This window comes from Pseudanabaena sp. UWO311, from assembly GCF_006937785.1.
Taxonomy (GTDB): domain Bacteria; phylum Cyanobacteriota; class Cyanobacteriia; order Pseudanabaenales; family Pseudanabaenaceae; genus Pseudanabaena.
In genome coordinates this window covers 65,667-84,580 of record NZ_SJEE01000005.1, presented here as the reverse complement: position 1 = coordinate 84,580, position 18,914 = coordinate 65,667, and the positions used below count along the sequence as shown (strand labels likewise).

15 protein-coding genes are annotated in these 18,914 nt (G+C 41.2%); 7 read left to right on the top strand and 8 right to left on the bottom strand.

Features of this window, described 5'->3' with window-relative positions; translation table 11 throughout:
* The first annotated feature begins 143 nt into the window (after positions 1–143).
* Both PseudUWO311_RS06210 and PseudUWO311_RS06205 read left to right on the top strand, forming a co-directional pair.
* A complete protein-coding gene (locus PseudUWO311_RS06210) occupies positions 144–1,127 on the top strand; it encodes a homoserine kinase (RefSeq protein WP_142654335.1) in 984 nt (327 codons plus the stop codon).
* Between the two features lie 176 nt (positions 1,128–1,303).
* Positions 1,304–1,795, top strand: coding sequence for a pentapeptide repeat-containing protein (locus PseudUWO311_RS06205; protein WP_142654334.1), 492 nt, complete (start codon positions 1,304–1,306; stop codon positions 1,793–1,795).
* 31 nt (positions 1,796–1,826) lie between these two features.
* Here the strand turns inward: PseudUWO311_RS06205 and kaiC are convergent, their stop codons facing one another.
* The 3 genes from kaiC to PseudUWO311_RS06190 all read right to left on the bottom strand — a co-directional run bounded on the left by kaiC (position 1,827) and on the right by PseudUWO311_RS06190 (position 4,778).
* Complete coding sequence (gene kaiC, locus PseudUWO311_RS06200; RefSeq protein ID WP_142654333.1) at positions 1,827–3,392, bottom strand: circadian clock protein KaiC; 1,566 nt, start codon at positions 3,390–3,392, stop codon at positions 1,827–1,829.
* On the bottom strand, positions 3,385–3,684 hold the full coding sequence (kaiB, locus tag PseudUWO311_RS06195) for a circadian clock protein KaiB (RefSeq protein ID WP_009626105.1): 300 nt from the start codon (positions 3,682–3,684) through the stop codon (positions 3,385–3,387). The genes kaiC and kaiB overlap by 8 nt, the downstream gene beginning before the upstream one ends.
* 212 nt (positions 3,685–3,896) lie before the next feature.
* A complete protein-coding gene (locus tag PseudUWO311_RS06190; RefSeq protein ID WP_142654332.1) occupies positions 3,897–4,778 on the bottom strand; it encodes a circadian clock protein KaiA in 882 nt (293 codons plus the stop codon).
* Positions 4,779–5,042: 264 nt separating this feature from the next.
* Between PseudUWO311_RS06190 and PseudUWO311_RS06185 the strand changes: the two genes are divergently transcribed.
* The 3 genes from PseudUWO311_RS06185 to pheA all read left to right on the top strand — a co-directional run bounded on the left by PseudUWO311_RS06185 (position 5,043) and on the right by pheA (position 11,712).
* Positions 5,043–7,454: a hybrid sensor histidine kinase/response regulator gene (locus PseudUWO311_RS06185; RefSeq protein ID WP_142654331.1), complete on the top strand. Its 2,412-nt coding sequence runs from the start codon at positions 5,043–5,045 to the stop codon at positions 7,452–7,454.
* 260 nt (positions 7,455–7,714) lie between these two features.
* A complete protein-coding gene (locus tag PseudUWO311_RS06180; RefSeq protein WP_142654330.1) occupies positions 7,715–10,726 on the top strand; it encodes a transporter substrate-binding protein in 3,012 nt (1,003 codons plus the stop codon).
* Positions 10,727–10,875: 149 nt separating this feature from the next.
* Positions 10,876–11,712: a prephenate dehydratase gene (pheA, locus tag PseudUWO311_RS06175; RefSeq protein ID WP_142654329.1), complete on the top strand. Its 837-nt coding sequence runs from the start codon at positions 10,876–10,878 to the stop codon at positions 11,710–11,712.
* Positions 11,713–11,758: 46 nt separating this feature from the next.
* On the opposite strand, the gene PseudUWO311_RS06170 is transcribed toward pheA, so the two are convergent.
* A complete protein-coding gene (locus PseudUWO311_RS06170; RefSeq protein WP_142654328.1) occupies positions 11,759–12,520 on the bottom strand; it encodes a hypothetical protein in 762 nt (253 codons plus the stop codon).
* A 565-nt stretch (positions 12,521–13,085) separates the two neighbouring features.
* Positions 13,086–14,858, bottom strand: a complete 1,773-nt coding sequence (locus PseudUWO311_RS23935) for a protein kinase domain-containing protein (RefSeq protein WP_190303414.1) — start codon at positions 14,856–14,858, stop codon at positions 13,086–13,088.
* A 305-nt stretch (positions 14,859–15,163) separates the two neighbouring features.
* On the opposite strand from PseudUWO311_RS23935, the gene PseudUWO311_RS06160 reads away from it, so the two are divergent.
* Together PseudUWO311_RS06160 and smpB are read left to right on the top strand one after the other, a co-directional pair.
* Entirely contained in the window at positions 15,164–15,514 is a 351-nt protein-coding gene (locus PseudUWO311_RS06160) for a hypothetical protein (protein ID WP_103667037.1), read from the top strand.
* Between the two features lie 19 nt (positions 15,515–15,533).
* Positions 15,534–15,992 (top strand): SsrA-binding protein SmpB, encoded by a 459-nt coding sequence (gene smpB, locus PseudUWO311_RS06155; RefSeq protein ID WP_142654327.1) that lies wholly within the window; start codon positions 15,534–15,536, stop codon positions 15,990–15,992.
* Positions 15,993–16,025: 33 nt separating this feature from the next.
* Here smpB and PseudUWO311_RS06150 read toward each other — a convergent pair whose 3' ends face one another.
* From PseudUWO311_RS06150 to PseudUWO311_RS06140, 3 genes are all read right to left on the bottom strand, one after another.
* Entirely contained in the window at positions 16,026–17,744 is a 1,719-nt protein-coding gene (locus PseudUWO311_RS06150; protein WP_142654445.1) for an ABC transporter ATP-binding protein, read from the bottom strand.
* Between the two features lie 74 nt (positions 17,745–17,818).
* Positions 17,819–17,935: a photosystem II reaction center protein I gene (locus PseudUWO311_RS06145; protein ID WP_071590106.1), complete on the bottom strand. Its 117-nt coding sequence runs from the start codon at positions 17,933–17,935 to the stop codon at positions 17,819–17,821.
* A gap of 235 nt (positions 17,936–18,170) precedes the next feature.
* Positions 18,171–18,842 carry a GAF domain-containing protein gene (locus PseudUWO311_RS06140; protein WP_142654326.1) on the bottom strand — a complete coding sequence of 224 codons (672 nt, stop codon included), beginning with the start codon at positions 18,840–18,842 and terminating at the stop codon, positions 18,171–18,173.
* Positions 18,843–18,914: the final 72 nt, after the last annotated feature.

Sequence of the window (18,914 nt, the reverse complement as noted above, 5' to 3'; positions counted from 1 at the left end):
AAGCAAACGATAAAAAACGACTTTTGGTTTTTGGTAAACACTTTTGATCCCTGCTCTGCGCTATATCTGGATACAGCTAAAAATTTACCAATTGATTGATCGCTATGCCTGTCGCGGATAGGAATCTAGAGCATGTCTCCAGTATGTCAGATTACCTTTTTCCCATCACCTATTCCACCCTTGCACCTCAAGCATTGGTGGATCGCGTGCTGTGCCGCTATGGCATTGGTGAAATTACCAGTTGTGTATTCTGGATGCGGGGATTGAGCGACATCTATCTAGTAGAAGCAGGCGATCGCCGTTATGTCCTGAGGGTTTCCCACGCTCATTGGCGCTCTAAAGCAGAAATCGAATTTGAATTAGAATTATTAGCTTTTTTGCACAAAAATTATATTCCTGTCGCATATCCCCTCACAACTAATGATGGACGACTAGCGATTGAAATTCCAGCGCTTGAAGGTAAACGCTATGCTGCTTTATTCACTTATGCCGCAGGTAAAGTTGCTGTGGGAGATCTGAATAAAGCACAAGCGCAAAAATTAGGAGAGACCTTAGCAAGGCTCCATGGCACTGCCCAAAACTTTAACTGTCATATCGATCGCCCTCATTTGACGATCAACTATTTACTAGATGACTCACTTCACGATCTTTCACCATTTTTGCTGGGATCTGCACGTTCATATATGACCGATGCGATCGCCCATATCAAAGAGCAAATCCATCATTTACCCAAAGAATTTCCTGTTTGGAGCATCTGTTGGGGTGATCCGCACAGTGGTAATGTGCATTTTACAGAAACCAACGAGATCACCCTATTTGATTTTGATCAATGCGGTTATGGCTGGCGAGCATTTGACATTGCCAAGTTTTTGCAAGTAACTTTGCAGGCGGGCATCAGTCCTAGTGTGCGCAAAGCTTTTTTGCAGGGCTATCAGTCATCTCAGCCCCTTGAAGATATTGAGTTAAACTGCATGAAACCCTTAATCCAAGCCGCGCAGATCTGGTCATGGGCGATCAGTGTCAAATCCGCGATCGTGCACAATCACAGCAAACTTGATGCTAGTTACTTCCATCAACGTCTTGAGCATTTTAAGATGTTGCGATCGCCTGACTGGAAACCTTTTTAATTTATAGCAAGGCTCAAATTACAACGCTTTGTGCACAAAAACAAAAGAGAATGACGGCGCTTTGCGCCGTCATTCTCTTTTGTTTTTGTGCAGGAACAGTTAACAAGGCTGACTATAATTGAGATTTAATAGTTATTAACAAAAGAAAAACTATCTTAAACTATTCTCAGTAAATCATGAAATATTGGCGATTTATCACTGGCATCATCCTAGCGACAATCTTATTTTTAAACCCATTGCCAGTACATGCCGCTAGCTCCTCTAGTGTCACTGGTTCAATCCTCAATAAAGCAGAAGGTGAAGATTTCTCTGGAAAAAACTTAATTCGGGCTGAGTTTACTAGCGTTACCTTAAAGAATGCAAATTTTACAAATGCTGATTTACGAGGTGCACTTTTCAATGGCGTTTTATTAGATGGAGCCAATCTACATGGAAGCGATTTTAGTTCGGGAATAGCCTATGTCACGAGATTTAAGAATGTTGATTTGAGTGACGCAATCTTAGCCGATACAAACATGCTGCGATCGACATTTGATAATGTTGATGTCACAGGTGCTGATTTCAGCAATGCGCTGTTAGATGTTCAACAATTAAAGAAGCTTTGTATTAATGCATCTGGTATCAACTCTAAAACAGGTGTTGATACTCGCGAATCTCTAGGCTGTTAATAAAAAAAGGAGCGTATTGCGCTCCTTTTTTTTATTCTAAAGGTTCAACTGATACGCCTCGAATGATCCGCGACAGTTCCGATTTTTCATCCACCGATACTCGTGTTGGTGAACCACTTAAAATCCGCTCAAATCCTTGGAATGAATCCTTGATTTGTGCGCCTTCATCGGTAATGACATATTCGCGAATACGGCTGTCATGGCGCGATCCCCGCATCTTAAACACATTCACTGCACGCGACATTTGTCCACGAATTTCTACATATTGCAACAGAATAATCGTGTCTGTAATCGTCGAAATATGTGACTCTGTAATTGAATGCGAACCCATGAACTGATCGGTTGTATTTGTAAATAAGCCCGTAATTTCTTCTTGCTTAACATAGCCAGTTAAGCCAATCACGAATTGACGGAAAGTGTTATTGCTTACACCTCTAGCCAATGCCGAAAGAGAATCGATCGCAATACGCGATGGCTTAAATGTTTCGATTTCAGACTTAATTACCTGCAAATGATCCTCCAATCCTGAGGACTCAGGGTAAACACAAATAATTTTTAGTAAGCCAGAACTCTCCCATTTGTCGAAATCGGTTCCCCAAGATGAAGCATTGCGCGTAAGCTGTTGGCGAGACTCCTCATAGGCAAACAAAATAGCCCTTTCGCCATTTTCGCAACCATTTTCAATGAACTTACTGACCATCAGGGTTTTACCAGTACCAGTTGCCCCAGTAGTAAGAATGATCGAATCTTTGAAATAGCCACCACCGCACATTTCATCAAGTGTAGTGATACCTGAAGAGACTCTGGTATTCGATGACTTTTGGGTGAGGCGCATTGCGCCCAGAGGGAATATGTTAATACCTTTGCTGGTCATCGTAAATGGGAATTCGCCCTTCATGTGGGTTGTCCCTCGCAGCTTAAGAATTTCGGCAGTACGATGGCGACGTTCTCCATCGAGGACATTTCTTAAAATAATTACATTATCGGAAACAAATTCTTCTACCCCAAACCTTGCGACAGGACCATACTCTAACTCGCGCTCAGTGGTCATGACAGTGGTTACCCCCAGAGACTTAAGGCGAGCCACGATCCGAAATATTTCCCGACGAACTAAGCCTAGAGAGTCATATTGCTGAAAGATCGCCGTCATCGAATCAATGGAGATCCGTTTTGCTTTGTACTTGATAATTGCATATTGGATGCGCTCGATCAGGGCTGACAGGTCAAAATCTCCGACTACTTCTTGACCTTCAGGATCAGGAGAAGCATCAAGGATAAATAAGCGTCCTTCATCGATCAGTTTTTGGAGATCCCAATTAAAGCTATGGGCGTTTTTAATAATGTCAGATGGAGATTCTTCAAAAGTAACGAATACACCATGCTCATCTAAGCCCGTAATGCCGTTATAGAGAAACTGCATTGACAAAAGAGTCTTTCCAGTACCAGATGTACCACTAACTAGAGTAGATCGTCCCTTTGGTAAGCCGCCGTGAGTGATGTCATCTAACCCTTCAATCATGGTGCGTAATTTTTGTACACCTAGCTCTTGTCTTTTAGTATCGTTGTTATCATTTTTTTCAATTGATGGGCTAGTCATTGCCAATTAACTCCTCATATAGTAAATCTAGTCCGATTAAGACTTTTTCACGATCAGACAGATCGCCAATAATTTTCCTAACTGGCGGAGGTAAAACTTTTGCTAGGGTTGGAGTAGCAAGGATTTTATCTTCTTCAGCTAGTTGCGGATTTTTAAGCACATCAATGACTTTCAATGTATAAACTCCTTGAAATTCTTTCTCAAGGATATCGTTGAGCATTTTCAGTGCTCTCACCGAATTTGGCGTGTTGCCTGCGACGTAGAGTTTTAGGACGTAGGTTTTACGAATCATTTCATTAATCTTGGTTGCATCGACTATTTGTAACGTATCTCTTAAACTTCTAGAAAATAAATCTTTGCATTTGGGCTGCCATAGATGAGCATAAACAGTGTAGACAAAATCAAAATATATGTATATACGTGAGTTTTAAGCTTTGTGATGGGTGTCTCAGGAAAAACATTTACTTTAGCTTTATAAGTATTTCAATAGTATTGAAGATGAGTTTAAGATCTAGGAATAGATCGTCGGTATAGCTCACATAGGTGGGCGATCATGTCAATTAGCGTAATTCGATAGTCTAGTAAAATTTCATCGTTTCGACCTTCTAGCCTCAATTGTTTAGCAAATTCGTCCATCAGTTCCATATGAATTTCTAGAACCTGTGACACGGAGAGATCGGCAAAAAATGAGAGGTTAACAAATTCATCAATTTTTTGATTTAAACCTTCATTCTTTTCTAAGAAGTATTCTAGGATGATCGACCTATATATGTTTTTTAATCGATCAAGATACTCTTTCCTATCTTCTTGAGATAGGTTGCGCAGAAATAATCGTGAATCGCGTTTGTAATACACCCCCAAATACCCCAATCTCTCATTGAGTTTATCAGCTAGCCTTTGTTGTTGCACACTTAAAGATTCAGAAGCATCACTGTCAGGAATATTGACATAGACTTGATGTCTGACTTGGGGCGAAATCTTAATAAAAGTGGCGATCGCCTGATCAATAATCGTTGGCAGTTCTTGAAGCTGTGCAAGATTAATACTAATACTGGCTCGATAAAAATCTTTTGATTCGCTCTGTTCATAGGGAGTTTCGCTGTGTTCATAAAGATCTTCTAGAACTAGTATCGTAGGCATAAAAATGTTTAACATCCCAAGATGATCGATGACAGCCTCGACATCTCGAATCACATTTTTAAATATAACTAGACAATCTTGGGCATTTTGCGTTTTTTTTAATAAACTTACAAGTGCTTCTAATTCGCAAACAACCGTAATTGTGTATCGATCCTCTGGCAGAAACTTTGCAAGACTAGCTTTAGTTTGGCTGACATTAGATTTATCCACCAAACAGCATACTTGTAGATTAGAAATAACAGGCACGGGCTATTGGTGATTAAAATGACTGGATTTTATCTTAAGCTTTATTTTCGCACTTAAATGGCGAAATCATGTGAGATTGATGATCATACTATGTATATAAATTTATAGACTGTTAGTGATAAATGACACTTACAGTACTTTTCAAGCAAACAAGCTTCAATAAATTCTTTAAAAGGGTTACATCACAACACGTGCAAAGAATTTATTGGCTTTGGTTTTAGCGAAAATTACTGTATTAACCATAACCCGTAAGCGTTTTAGCATATGGACTCCCTCATCTTAAATCAGTCTTTAGAGATATATGGACAGTCGCTAGTAGCAATTTGCCGACTGCCCACTCATACTGTTGAGGCGTTGACCCTTCTTCAAAAAGGATGGTCAAATGTTGTGGTGTTAGATCAAAACGATTTGCCACAGGGTTTATTTAATGCAAGATGTCTGTTAAATTGGCAATCTCAGGCTGATAATTGCGCGTTTGTTGCGCCATCGATCGCATTGGAAGATATTGATCTTGAGCCTTTGCCTGCGATCGAGAGCGCGATGACGATTGCGGATTTTTTGCAAAGAATTTCGCAATATCGGCACTCAGCGGAAATATGGGCTTTAGTTGATAGCAACGACAAATTTACGGCGCTTTTGGAGACATCACAATTATTGCGATCTCTGGTACAAGCCGAGCAAAACCAAACCCCATCCGTAGCCTCGTTATTATTGCCACTAATCTATCAGTTGCCTCTGCCCGTGATGGTTAGTGATCGCGACGGAACAATCGTGGGTATGAATTCTGCATGGCGTAATAGCTTACACGCAATACCCAGTAATGTGGCAGCAGATTTGTTGCCAATAGCTGAGCCTGTAAGCAATACATCTGCTAATAGCCATGAAAATTCTCCACAATTATTGCAACCAAATCTACCAGTCACGCATCAGTTTTGTACTACTGACGGTGCTTCTTTCACTTGGCAGGTTACTAGTGTTGCTTTGCAAGGTAGCCTCAAAGGACTAGATTTAGCGATCGCCTTCGATATCACAGCCCAAAAAAATTTGGCTCAAGAGCTAGCGGGACTAAGCCGTGTCAAAGATGAGTTTTTGACCTGTATCAATCATGAGTTAAAAACGCCTTTAACCTCAGTGATTGGAATTGCTAGTTTATTGAATAACAACACTTTTGGAGAACTTAATGAACGCCAAAGTCGCTATGTGAAGATGATTCATCAAAGCGGTCGGCAATTAGTTTCGATTATCGATAATATTTTTGACCTCGCTAAAGCCGAGTCGGGGCAACTAGAACTGTATGCTGAGACTGTCTCTGTAAAAGATATTTGCCAAAAAAGTATCCAACAGGTTAAAAAGCTCGTTCAACAAGATTCCACAATTTTCCGAAACTATCAATTTGAGGAAGGTTGGGAACTGGATATTCATTTAGATATCGATCCCACAGTACAAACAATCTATGCAGATGAAACTAGATTGCAGCAAATGCTCCTCAACTTACTGTCAAATGCTTTTAAGTTTAGTTTTTTTCCGTCAGAACTAGTTGATGATGTACCATCTATCCCTCCCCAAATAGGCGTTAAAGTACGATGGTGGGAAGGTTGGCTCGCCATCACTGTCTGGGATCAGGGGATTGGCATTCCTGAAGAGAAGCAAAGCTTAGTATTTCAAAAATTTCAACAGGTCGAGAATGTCCTGACTCGACGTTTTGAAGGCACTGGAGCAAGCTTGCTATTAACCAGACACCTAGCCCGTTTGCATGGTGGCGATATTACCTTTGTTTCACAGGTAGATGTGGGTAGTCAGTTTACAATTTTGTTGCCCCCTGAGACTAGCCGTAATCATATTCAATTAGAGCAAATTGAACAGCAAATTGATATCAGCCATGGTCGCTTAATTCTGATTGTGGAAACTTCTACGGAGGCTGTGGATTGGCTAAGAAATACTTTGGCAGATTTCAATTATCAAGTGGTAATTGCGCGATCGGGAACTGAAGCCCTAGAAAAAGCAAGACGCTTGCAACCTTGTTTGATTTTGCTAAGCCCAAATGTGCCGATGTTATCGGGTTGGGATGTTTTAGCTTTACTCAAAGGTGATTCAGTAACTCAGCATATTCGTGTAGTGATGATGAAACATGCTGATGAGCCCAAAATCAATTCACATCTGGCAGATGGAATTTTGATCAAACCGATCAAATCAGAAGAACTTAGTGCATTTCTGCCTAACTATGTGGTGGCTCCAAAATCTCTCAAGTTCCTATACTTAAGCCAAAATCTGGAAGACTCTATAATTAGATTAATCCAAGATCTTGGTCATTGTCTGCTAGAGGCTGAAGACCTACCTCAAGGGGATGCATTATCCAAAATTTGGCAGCCAGATTTACTTTTACTAAATGGTGATAATCAGTTTTTGTTGAAGTACTTAGAAGATATTAGTCAATTAGAGTTGTTATCCAGCTTACCAATCTTGATCATTACTAAATCAGCGATCGCGGAAATTAATTGGTTGCAAAAGCGATTTACAAATCTAAATTTGCATGATTGTCAAAGCTTAGATTTAGACAATATAGATACAGCTAGAGCCGAGATTTTGTTGGCTTTGCATCAGTCAATCACTAGTGCTATAAGTTATATCGTGCCGCTCTCTTTTGCGAATATAGCAAGCACAAGCCGTGATCGCTAATTTTTGCAATAGATTATGGTTACACCTAAGTTTTGAGCCATTTCGCGGAACAAAGTTGCCGATAGATTAAGCTAAATTTAAGAGGTATTATGTTATTTATCTATAAGCAATTTATTTCATAATTGCTTAGCCAAGGAATGATAGAGCGATCGCTAACTTGTATATATAAAAACTAAAATAGTAAGCTTAAAGGCGGCGCTTTGCGTCGCTTTTAAGTAGGTAAGTAAATATATCAATTTTAAGGTAGGGAGTATCGACCAATGAATCGAGAGGCTAAGTCCTTGAATATTGAAAATAACAAGAGGACTGAAGTCATCCGTATCGGTGTGATGCATTTTCCGAGCACCATTCTTGGAACCGGCGATGCGCTGGTTAAAGATGCTACCTTGATGGCGATCGCAGAGATTAATCAATCGGGAGGCATATTAGGAAAAATTGTCGAACCAATCGTTGTAGATATCGCTTCTAATGACTACAACATTACGGTGCAAGCTCGATATCTGATATCAGAATTGAATATTAGCAACTTATTTGGCGGAGGATCATCTTCATCTCGCAAAAGTATTATTCCCATCCTAGAAAAGCATCAGGCTCAACTTTGGTATCCCTATTATTACGAAGGTCTAGAATCTTCTAAGAATGTATTTTATACGGGTGCTTGTCCCAATCAGGTCGTACAACCAGCAGTTAATTGGTTGTTACAAAACAAAGGGAATGGCATTTACTTAATCGGAACCGATGGAATTTATTCACGTACGGTTAACAAAATTATTCGCGCTCAAATTAAGCAGCAAAATGGCTTGTTATTGCATGAAGATTATATATCTCATGAAATGTGTGAATATCAAGATAGTATTGCCAAAATTAAGCATATTGACCCTGAAGTTGTCATTAGTACATTGAATCCAGAAAAATCTGTAGCTTTTTTACAGCAATATGCCGAGGCTGGAATTAAAGCTCAAGATATTCCTGTTTTATCAATGCGATTAACGGATGTGGAACTGCGACAACTTAGCCAAGACATCGATGATCCGTCTGCGATCGCGGGACATCTTACTTGTGCCAATTATTTTCAAAGCTTAGAAACATTCCAAAATCAAGATTTTTTGCGTAAAGCCGCTATTTGGTTTGGAGTAGATCGCGATCGGCTAGCCGTTAATGCCGTAATGCAATCAGCCTATACTCAAGTATTTCTGTGGAAACAAGCAGTTGAAGCTGCCCAAACTTTTGATGTATTACCAGTTCGTCAAGCTGTCTACGATCAAATCTGTTTAGCTCCTGCGGGCAAAATGAAGATTACACCCAACCATCACATTGATACAGCCTGTCGGGTTGCTGAAATTGGAGTGACAGGAAAATTTGAAATATTATACACAGTCGATCCGATTAAGCCATTGCCTTGGTTGGGAGCAGAGGAGTTAAATCCGAACCAATCAACTGTAGTGATTGAGATGCTTACGGAAATTGCTCAAAGTATTCAGCGAGGATGGAAATTTGAAAAAGAAGCTCAAGATCTGGAATTTACAATTACACGTTTATTAGGTCGTGGTCAGGGCAAAGGTCGTAACCAACTTGCTCCTGAAATTACCCGCGCTGCGATGTCTAAAATGTTTAAAGCGAATCAGCGCTTACTCAAATCGCAATCCGATCTATTAAATGTTGAAGGCGAGTTGCGGGATGCCAATGAATTATTGGAACGGCGCATTGAACAGCGCACTCTCCAATTACAAAAAACGATCAAACAGTTACAAAACGAGGCGGCAGATCGTCAGCAAGCAGAAATACTGTTGCGAGAAAGTCAGCAGAGATTTTCTGCGATCGCGGACAATGTGCCAGGAGTTGTCTATCGCGCAGTTTTGCATCCCGATGGTAGAGTCTCGATGCCTTATATCAGCCCTCGCACTCTAGAAATCTTTGGCATATCTGTTGAAGAGTTTACTGAGCATTTGGAATGGGTATTTGATATGGCTCATCCTGAAGACCGCGCAGCACTAAATGAAATGGTCAGACTATCAGCAGAAGCACTGATGACTTTTGAGCATGAATATCGAGTCTCTAGTTTCTTTAAGAAAGTTAAATGGGTGAGAATTATTTCTCAACCTCATCACAATCAGCATGGGGATACGGTCTGGGATGGTGTGATTATTGATATAAGTCATCAAAAACAAATTGAAGAATCCCTTCGCCAAGCCGAAGAGAAGTATCGCAGTATTTTTGAACATGCGATTGAGGGCATTTTTCAAGCCCAAACTGATGGATGCTATATCAATGCTAATCCTGCCCTTGCGTATATATATGGCTATGAAACGCCTACACAGCTACTAACTGAAGTTAAGACTGAGCCATCTCGGCTATTTACAGAACCAAAACGTTATCAAGAATTTCTGCGTCAAATTGAATTGGAAGGTTCTGTGGCAAGTTTTGAAGCTCAAGTTTATAAGAGCGATCGCAGTATCATTTGGATTTTGATTAATGCTAGAGCTAATTATGATGAACAAGGAAACTTTATCTCCTATGAAGGACTTGTTCAAGATATTACAGAGCGAAAGAAAGCGGAACAAGCGCTCAAAGCTGAGCAAGAAAAGTCTGAAAATTTATTGCTCAATATCTTGCCAAAAGAGATTGTTAATCAACTGAAGAGCGGGAATAATGCGATCGCGTCAAGATCGGATAATGTTTCCATATTGTTTGCGGATATAGTGGATTTCACAGCTCTCTCAACACAAGTTTCACCAAATGACTTAGTGACTATGCTTAATGGCATCTTCTCCTCTTTTGATATACTTGCCGATCAGTTGGGATTAGAAAAGATCAAAACAATCGGTGATGCCTATATGGTAGTCGGAGGCTTGCCCACCGCTCGCTCCGATCATGCTGAAGCGATTGCTGAAATGGCTCTAGCTATGCAAAAAGTAATTTCCAATTTTAAGCGCGGCGATGATACTACCTTCCGTTTGCGAATTGGCATTAATACGGGACCAGTTGTGGCTGGAGTCATTGGCATCCGTAAGTTTATTTATGATCTCTGGGGTGATGCTGTGAATGTCGCTAGTCGGATGGAATCTCATGGTTTAGCGGGAGGTATTCAGGTCACACAGACAACCTATGAGTTACTCAAAGACAAGTACAGTTTCTGGCATCGCGGCAAAATATTTGTCAAGGGTAGGGGTGAAATGGATACCTATATGTTGCTTGATAGTAAGGCTCAACTCAGACCAGATATATTGGACTTAAGCAAAGAGGGGACGCAAAGCGTCTCTTCTTCGGTATAAAGATCTCGATATTGAGCGAATCAAAATTTTTGTTAAAAGTGATGCTTTGCATCACTTTTAACAAAAATTTTGATTCTGGTTTCGGCGCAAAGCGCTGTAAATTACGATAGCCCTAAAGATTTCAGAATTAAATTTTATCTGAGCCAGCCATGACAACGATCGCTTACCTTGGTCCCGCAGGTACATATTCGGAAATAGCAGCTTTGCAATATTTACAGCTTAGCCATCCAGACTTAGAGCCTGATCCTGCACGGATGTGTCCTTATCCCACCATTCCCCAAGCAATTAATGCTGCTGAGCATGGCAATGTTGATATTGCGGTTGTCCCTGTGGAGAACTCGATTCAAGGGGGAGTAACTATGACCCTCGATAGCCTCTGGCAATCAGAATCTTTGCAAATCCAACAAGCGATCGTCTTGCCGATCGCCCATGCGCTAATTACCCGCGCTCAAGATCTTGCCGATATAAAAGTTGTCTATTCTCATCCCCAAAGCTTAGCCCAGTGCCAACAATGGCTTGAACTCCATCTACCAAATGTTCAACAAATAGCCACTGACTCCAACACCGATAGATTACATAGTGTCGCAGAAGATATGACCGTGGCTGCGATCGCCTCACAACGAGCCGCCGAAATATACAACCTGCCAGTTCTGAAATTTCCGATTAATGATCAGCCTGATAATTGCACCCGTTTTTTGGTCTTAGGGCGCACTGCACCTACTACTAAAGGCACACATTCATCGCTTGCCTTTAGTCTCAAGCGCAATATGCCAGGAGCTTTAGTTAAACCTTTATTAGTTTTTGCCGATCGCAATATTAACTTAAGTCGGATTGAGTCACGCCCCACCAAGCGATCGCTTGGTGAATATATTTTCTTCCTCGACATCGAAGCCCCCATCGATGATCCTAACTTCAGTGAAGCCTTAAAAGATCTCCAAGAGGTTACCGAAAATCTTAAAATTCTTGGTAGCTATGCCATTACCTAGAGCGCAAAGCGCTGTAAACAAAAAGAGGGCGCTTAGCGCCCTCTTTTTATATTTTCGATTGAGCCAAACGCTTATTTCGCATTAATACATTTTTGCCTTCATTAGTTTGCTCAATTACTAATAGAGGTGTTGGTTTAGCAGATTGATCCCAACTGATCACCGCTAGCCTTCCCTGAATCGTAGGCTGCCAATTCCGATTTTCATCTGAAGCAACCACAAAACTTTCTAGGCCAGCCATCAATTCCTTGAGAATACTTTGTGAGCCATTCGCAGGGATTTTTGCTAGTTTGACATGTATCCGAAAAAGTGTGCGAATTTGTGAATTATCGTGGTTTTCAGGTTGGTAAGCCACATCAAAAACCACATCAACTTTTCGGGCATTACCACTGTCTTCTTCGCTGGGCATCAATGCAGGCGCAACTTTTTGACGCAGATTTAATTTTATCTGCGCCAAGATAATTTCACTGAAATTTGGCTCTTCCATTCTCATACTAAGATAGTCAAGATTGAAATCGCGAGAATGAATCAAATCGGGATTGCGCTCATTCTCATCAATAGTATGTAGCGCTAGTTTAAGCTTTTTGCCAAGTTCGTTAGTTTTTAATCTTTCAATCTTCAATAGTTGTCGGGTTTTTCGTAATTGCCAGTACTGATAGGCGATCGCGCCGAGCCCTCCCCATAGCAAGACCAAAAGTAAACTCACGCCAACTGTATTTTGCAGAGGCAGAGTTGATTGTTCGATCGCGCCAAGAAAACCTTCGCGATCGCTGGTTTTCACGGACATCAAAGGTTTTGATGCGTACAACATAGCCAAGCCCCAATCATTTAAGTCGAAATATCAGAAAGCTAACTTTCTTTTCATTACCCTGTTATTACTATTCCCTCAAAACTACAGAAAATTAATTAAAAAAAAGATGAAAAATAGCGCTTTACGCTACTTTTCATCTTTGATATATCAATAAAAGGTTTGCTTAGGACATAAAACCCCAAATAAAAGTGGCGGCGCTTCGCGCCGCCGCTTTTATTTGGGGTTTTGATTTGTCCTAGAGATCTCTTTTATACCAATTCACGAAAGTGTGACAACACTTTTGTAAATTAAAAACTAAACCTAGTAAGGGTTTTAAAATCAAGAAATGGCAAAGCCATTTCTTGATTTGGTATTACTGCTATGTACCAATTCACAAAATTGTGATGACATTTCTGTAAGTTAAAAACTAAACCCAGTGAGAGTTTTGGTATTTGAGTGCAACGCACTCAAATACCAAAAAATCATTTAAAAGTGTATCCTTGCAACACTTTTAAATGATTTTTTGGTTTGTTTAATCAGAAATTGCAGCAAAAGAGAATAGGATGCAAAGCGTCCTAATTCTCTTTTAATTAACTTTTGTCAGATTTGCAATTTTCCACTTGCCACCTTCAAAAATTAGCGTACAAATATATCTACCCCTTGATGGCTGAGACTGCGTGCGATCTATTTTGCCATTGACATACAGTGTCGGACTCTCAAAAATCTCCACAGTTATATTTGCTTGATTATCTTGAATACCAAATGATCCTGCGCGGCTGACCGTAAATTCGCCATAGCTATAAAAAGCATTATTGCTCTGCAACCAATCGATCGACCCCTTGCGCTTTTCATAAGCCTCACCTGTTGTTAGTTCTGCAAGCAATTGACGATCAAAAGGTGGGGCAAACATCTGGTTTTTACTAGCCACCAAATTATTCACGATCGCAACAGCATCAGCCTCAGACAAAGGCTCAATCGGCACTTTAGGAGAAACTTTAGGCGTAGGAGCCGTTGCTTTGTTTGTAGGAGAAGGCGTGGGACTAGCCGTAGCCGTAGGTTCAATAGATGCTTGTGGACTAGCTACAGATGTTGGGCTAGGACTTGGGGGAACAGCCGCATTGTTAGAAGAATTAGGAGAGGTTTTCTCAGCAATTGGTTGAGGATTTGGCTTTTGAGTTGCAAGCACCACACCGATCGCGATCGCTGTTGCAAAGGCTCCACCCCAAACTGTAATCCATAACCCTTTCTTACTGCGATTACTACTATCGTTACTATTGGATTGTGGTGCATAGGCTTGTAAAGTTTGCGGAGATAGCTGCTCAGGTGCAGGATGGCGATTTACAGCAACAGTAGGGATTGGAGGAGTTGGGGCTGGTAATGGCTGGATCGGTTGATAAACTTCTGTTGGAGGAATTGTCGGCGGAATATTGGACAACAATTCCGTACCCAAATCGCTATTGTTATTTACGCTGTTATTAACACTGACAATGGTGGACTGAAGCCCATTTGCTGTGTTAATCGGTTGATTTGGTAATTGGCGATCGCCTAATTTTGCCAAAAGCTGACGAATCTCAGCCGCAGATTCATAGCGATCTTTGTAGTGATAGCGAGTCATCTTGGCCAGCACATCGACTAATCCCGACTTGTTGGGGACAAGATGCTGCCAAATTAATTCCCCTGTTTGATAATCTTCTTGCAATTCACGAGGTGGTAAACCCGTCAGGGCTTGAATACAAATTACCCCGATCGCATATAAATCACTGTTTGGTCGCGGTTTGCCTTGAGCTTGCTCACTGGGCATATATCCCAAAGTACCGATCGCCACCGTCGCCGCCGTTTGCCCCTCTTGATTAAGCTGCGTTTGCACCTGCTTAATCGCGCCAAAATCGATCAGCACCAACTTGCCATCCGATCGACGACGAATAATATTATCTGGCTTGATATCACGATGAATTACGCCGTGGCTATGGGTATATTCGACAATGCTTAACAAGTCATCTAAGATCTGGAAAACTTGTGTGTCACTGAGTCGATAGCCGCGCACTAGTTCTAACTCTAGTGATCTCCCCTCGACAAATTCCTCTACTAAATAAAACTCACTCGCCTCCTCAAAATAGGCTAGTAAACGCGGAATGCGATCGTGATTGCCTAACTGAGCAAGAGTTTGTGCCTCACTAGTAAATAATCGACTTGCAACTTTTAGATATTCGCGATCGCTGCTAGCAGGCTTGAGATGTTTGACTACACAAAGAGGCTCATTCGGTATCCGCGTATCGTGGGCTAGATAAGTATGACCAAATCCACCCTCACCCAGCTTGCTAGCTATGCGGTAGCGTCCATCAAGTAATTGACCAATCATGCTTGACTCCATCTCTGCAATAAATATAGCAACCGCCAAGGCGGTTAAGACATAAAAAACCAAAAATTAGAGGACGAGCTTTGCTCGTCCTCTAATTTTTGGTTTTTAGAAGGTTCGCAAATTTCATGCTTCACGATTTAACGACACCTTGGTTTATGATGGATAAGCTGTAATGCCTAATAACTGAAATTAAAGTGTTAATGTCAAAAAAATGACATAGCGCATGATAGGTATATAGCTTTTTAGAGATAGTTTGTAGACAAGGACTAGTAAACTGCTAGCCGAACCAGTTGTTTTGATGATTTATGGCTAGATATACTCAACATTTCTTAGTTGAAATCGCTCCCGAGAACCTACACTCAACGATTATTAAAACGTTGGAATCTTGTAGTTTGGTAATTACCTATGAAACCGACGACTATGTAATTGCGCAAGAAATAGAGACTAATGCCTCATTTGCTAAAATGGTAACGGTAGAAGTCCTGATACACCGTTCTGAGATTGAAGGTAATCAAGCAAAACTGACTAGCGTCACCAAAAATGCCGAGTTGCCTCTGCGGCTTAATAATCACTGTCACAGTATCTCTGATCTCGTTTCTAAAGCATTCTGTGATAGTCCAGAATGGAAGCTATTAGAAGTTACATCAGGATATTAGACAGTATCAATGGGAATAAATGGCAAATTATTATCGTGTCCTCGCCGAGAATCGGCAAGCTAGATTTAATTACGAAATTCTCGAAACCCATGAAGCGGGTATCGAGTTACTTGGTACTGAAGTAAAAGCAGTCAAGGGGGGGCAAGCAAATCTAAGAGACGCTTATGGGATTGTGCGTAAAGGGCAGATCATGCTGCTAAATATGTATATCCCCCCGCACCGTACTACCAGTGTGTATTTTAATCATGAGCCTACGCGCACTCGCCGCCTACTATTACATAAGGATGAAATCCGCAAGTTAATAGCTGGAGTGCAGCAAAAGGGATTAACCCTAGTACCGCTGAAGGTTTATCAAAAAGAAGGCTGGATTAAAGTGGATCTTGCTGTTGTGCGTAACAAAAAATTGCATGACAAACGCGAAGACATGAAAAAGCGCGACGATAAACGAGAAATCGAACGAGTCATGAAAAATCATTAAAAGCAAAAACGGCGCTTTGCGCCGTTTTTGCTTTTAATGGGTTGCCATCATTTCTAGCTCGTAGAGACTAGCGTATAAACCTTGTTTGGCAATTAGTTGCTCATGAGAGCCAGCTTCAACCACTTCGCCTTGCTTGAGTACGAGAATGCGATCGACATTGCGAATCGTGGATAAACGGTGGGCGATGATGATTGTGGTGCGATTAATCAAAAGTCGATCTAAGGCTTGTTGAATCAAGAATTCCGTACTCACATCAAGACTAGCCGTAGCTTCGTCTAGAATCAAAATCCTAGGATCGCGAATGGCAGCTCTGGCAAAGGCTAATAATTGCTTTTGTCCACCAGACAGATTTGTACCGCGCTCTCGGACTTGTGTAGCATAGGCTTCGGGTAGATCTTGAATGAAGCGATCTACATTCATCAGTTCGGCAGCTTTAACCACTTGCTCGATCGCATAGTCTTCGCCCAATGTAATGTTTTCTTTGATATCGCCAGAAAACAAAAAGGCATCTTGCAAAATTACACCCACACAACGCCGTAATTCCGCTTGGGTAATTTCGCGAATATCGATGCCATCAATTAAAATTCTGCCTTTAGTTGGTTCGTAAAGACGCGATAACAGCCGAATAATTGAGCTTTTACCAGCACCCGTGGGGCCAACGAGGGCGATTTTTTCACCTGCTTTGAGGGTGAAGGTAACATCCTTAAGGACATACTCATCAGGCTTGTAGCCAAACCACACATGGTCAAAGCAAATTTCGCCAGTGCCATCAAGGGGAAGAGTTTTGGGATATTCAGGATCGCGAATTTCGATCGGTTCTTGCAAAATAGCGTTGATACGTTCAACCGCCGTAAATCCTGCTTGAATTGTGGTGAATTTCTCGGCTAGTTGACGAATTGGGTCAAAAAGGCGTTGAGAGAATAAGACAAAAGCAGAAAGCTCACCAAAGGTGAGATTCTTTTGGACAATTTGTCCACCGCCTAACCACAAAACACCAGCGATCGCCACTAGAGCGATCCATTCCAGCGTTGCGGATACAGCCGAGTCATGAAAAACTGTGCGGTTTACCTCAGCTACATATTGCTGATTGACTTTGAGGTGTTGAGCGGAGTTAAATTTTTCGCGGCGAAATAGCTGAACGATACTCGCGCCAATAATATTTTCTTGGAGAATTGAGTTGAGTTCCGACAAGCGATCGCGAGCTCTGAAATTGGCTTTGCGATACTCGTACTGAAAATAAACAATTAAGCCCGTAACTGGGATAACCATTGCTAAAAGCAGCAGCGCTAAATCCCATCGCAGTAAAAACATAAATATCGCGATTGTGCCGATCGCAGCAAAATCGCTAAGGACACCCACTGCCCCAGTAGCAAATACATCACCTAACGCTTCGACATCACTAGTTAAGCGTGTAATTAATTTGCCAACAGGTGTGCGATCAAAAAAGCTAGTTGATAAGGAAGTAACGTGACGGAACAAATCAGTGCGAATATCCGCCGTAATTTTTTGTCCGACCTCTTGTACCAAGTAGCCCTGCCAAGACTGAAACGCAAGACGGACTGCGATCGTCAAGAGAATGACTAAGCAGATCCACCGCAAACCCAACAAATCGCCACTTTTAATTGGCCCATCGATGCCTTGCTGTACCAGAATTGGCTGGACAGCACTAGCGATCGATAAGGGCACAAGTAAAAGCAGCGATATGACAAGCTGTTTAGAATTTTGTTTTGCGTAAGGCAATAAGCTCAACATCAATCGCCAGTCATTACTTTTGACCAGCTTTGAAGGTTGAGATTTGGCAGAGCTAGCGTTGGAAGTGTTGATCACTATTCGAGATCCCTGTTACCTGGGTTGCGAGATGGATCGCTATTGAGGAAGCCAAATACGAACAAGCTGATAAAGAATATGACAGTGATGTAGACCACTATTTTTAAAGTGAGCATAAATAAATAATCTCCGTATAAATATCTAAGAATTTATCCTATGTTCAATCTTATAGGAAAAGATGGGAATTCCTTATACTTCCCTAAGATTAGCTATTTGCTGTTGAGTATAAATACTTAAACTTTGGGGTTAGGAAAAATCAAAACCCAGGAATTGATTAGCGGCGCTTCGCGCCGTCAATCAATTCCTGAGTTTTATTTCCTAAGCTTTGCTTAGTCTTAACCTTAAAATCTTTTATGATTGCAAAACTTGTCCCAAAAGTTGCGATCGCTCGATATATAGGGATACTTGACAGGCGATCGCCTTTAATAGTTTTTCATCTAAAGCTGAATAAGCAAGGGTAATTTCTTGAACATTCTCGGCTGTAATTGAAATATCTTTAACTTTACGATTTATTAACTGAAAAACCCCGATCGTACTCTTTTGCCAATCAAACATGGGAACTGCCAAAACTGAGCGGGTGTGATATTCAATATCACAATCAAACGTCTTATGGTGTTGATATATCGCATCATCTGGTAAATCATGGGCATCGGACAAATTTAGCGTCTCGCCCGTCATCGCCACATAGCCGACGATACTATCTTGATTTAGTGGCACTGCAAAGTTGACTAGCGATCGCTCAGGCTGCGAATCATTTTGAGCTACTTCAAAGCAGACTGTATGCACTGGGGCAGAGCGATCAATTAGATAAATACTACCTGCGTCACTTGATGTCACTTTGCGGGTTGTCGCTAATGCTGACTCTAAAAAAGCTCGTAAGTCATTAGTGCTAGATAGAGACACTGATAAAGCCAACAGATCATCGAGCAAGCATTTGTAATAATGCAACTGCTCTAAGCCCTGAGGATTGGAGGGGGAAATATCTTCAGATGTTTCTGGTTGCCAGCCTAAATCAGGAGTCATGGATGTTGCCAATATCTTTGAATAGTGTCCTGCTCAGCACAAATAATACCAATTCTCAATATGGCTTTGCCA

Bases quoted from the DNA above. Each gene is read 5' to 3' on its own strand.
- PseudUWO311_RS06210 (WP_142654335.1), top strand. From the start codon at position 144: ATGTCAGATTACCTTTTTCCCATCACCTATTCCACCCTTGCACCTCAA.
- PseudUWO311_RS06205 (WP_142654334.1), top strand. From the start codon at position 1,304: ATGAAATATTGGCGATTTATCACTGGCATCATCCTAGCGACAATCTTA.
- kaiC (WP_142654333.1), bottom strand. From the start codon at position 3,392: ATGACTAGCCCATCAATTGAAAAAAATGATAACAACGATACTAAAAGA.
- kaiB (WP_009626105.1), bottom strand. From the start codon at position 3,684: ATGATTCGTAAAACCTACGTCCTAAAACTCTACGTCGCAGGCAACACG.
- PseudUWO311_RS06185 (WP_142654331.1), top strand. From the start codon at position 5,043: ATGGACTCCCTCATCTTAAATCAGTCTTTAGAGATATATGGACAGTCG.
- PseudUWO311_RS06180 (WP_142654330.1), top strand. From the start codon at position 7,715: ATGAATCGAGAGGCTAAGTCCTTGAATATTGAAAATAACAAGAGGACT.
- pheA (WP_142654329.1), top strand. From the start codon at position 10,876: ATGACAACGATCGCTTACCTTGGTCCCGCAGGTACATATTCGGAAATA.
- PseudUWO311_RS06170 (WP_142654328.1), bottom strand. From the start codon at position 12,520: ATGTTGTACGCATCAAAACCTTTGATGTCCGTGAAAACCAGCGATCGC.
- PseudUWO311_RS23935 (WP_190303414.1), bottom strand. From the start codon at position 14,858: ATGATTGGTCAATTACTTGATGGACGCTACCGCATAGCTAGCAAGCTG.
- PseudUWO311_RS06160 (WP_103667037.1), top strand. From the start codon at position 15,164: ATGGCTAGATATACTCAACATTTCTTAGTTGAAATCGCTCCCGAGAAC.
- smpB (WP_142654327.1), top strand. From the start codon at position 15,534: ATGGCAAATTATTATCGTGTCCTCGCCGAGAATCGGCAAGCTAGATTT.
- PseudUWO311_RS06150 (WP_142654445.1), bottom strand. From the start codon at position 17,744: ATGTTGAGCTTATTGCCTTACGCAAAACAAAATTCTAAACAGCTTGTC.
- PseudUWO311_RS06145 (WP_071590106.1), bottom strand. From the start codon at position 17,935: ATGCTCACTTTAAAAATAGTGGTCTACATCACTGTCATATTCTTTATC.
- PseudUWO311_RS06140 (WP_142654326.1), bottom strand. From the start codon at position 18,842: ATGACTCCTGATTTAGGCTGGCAACCAGAAACATCTGAAGATATTTCC.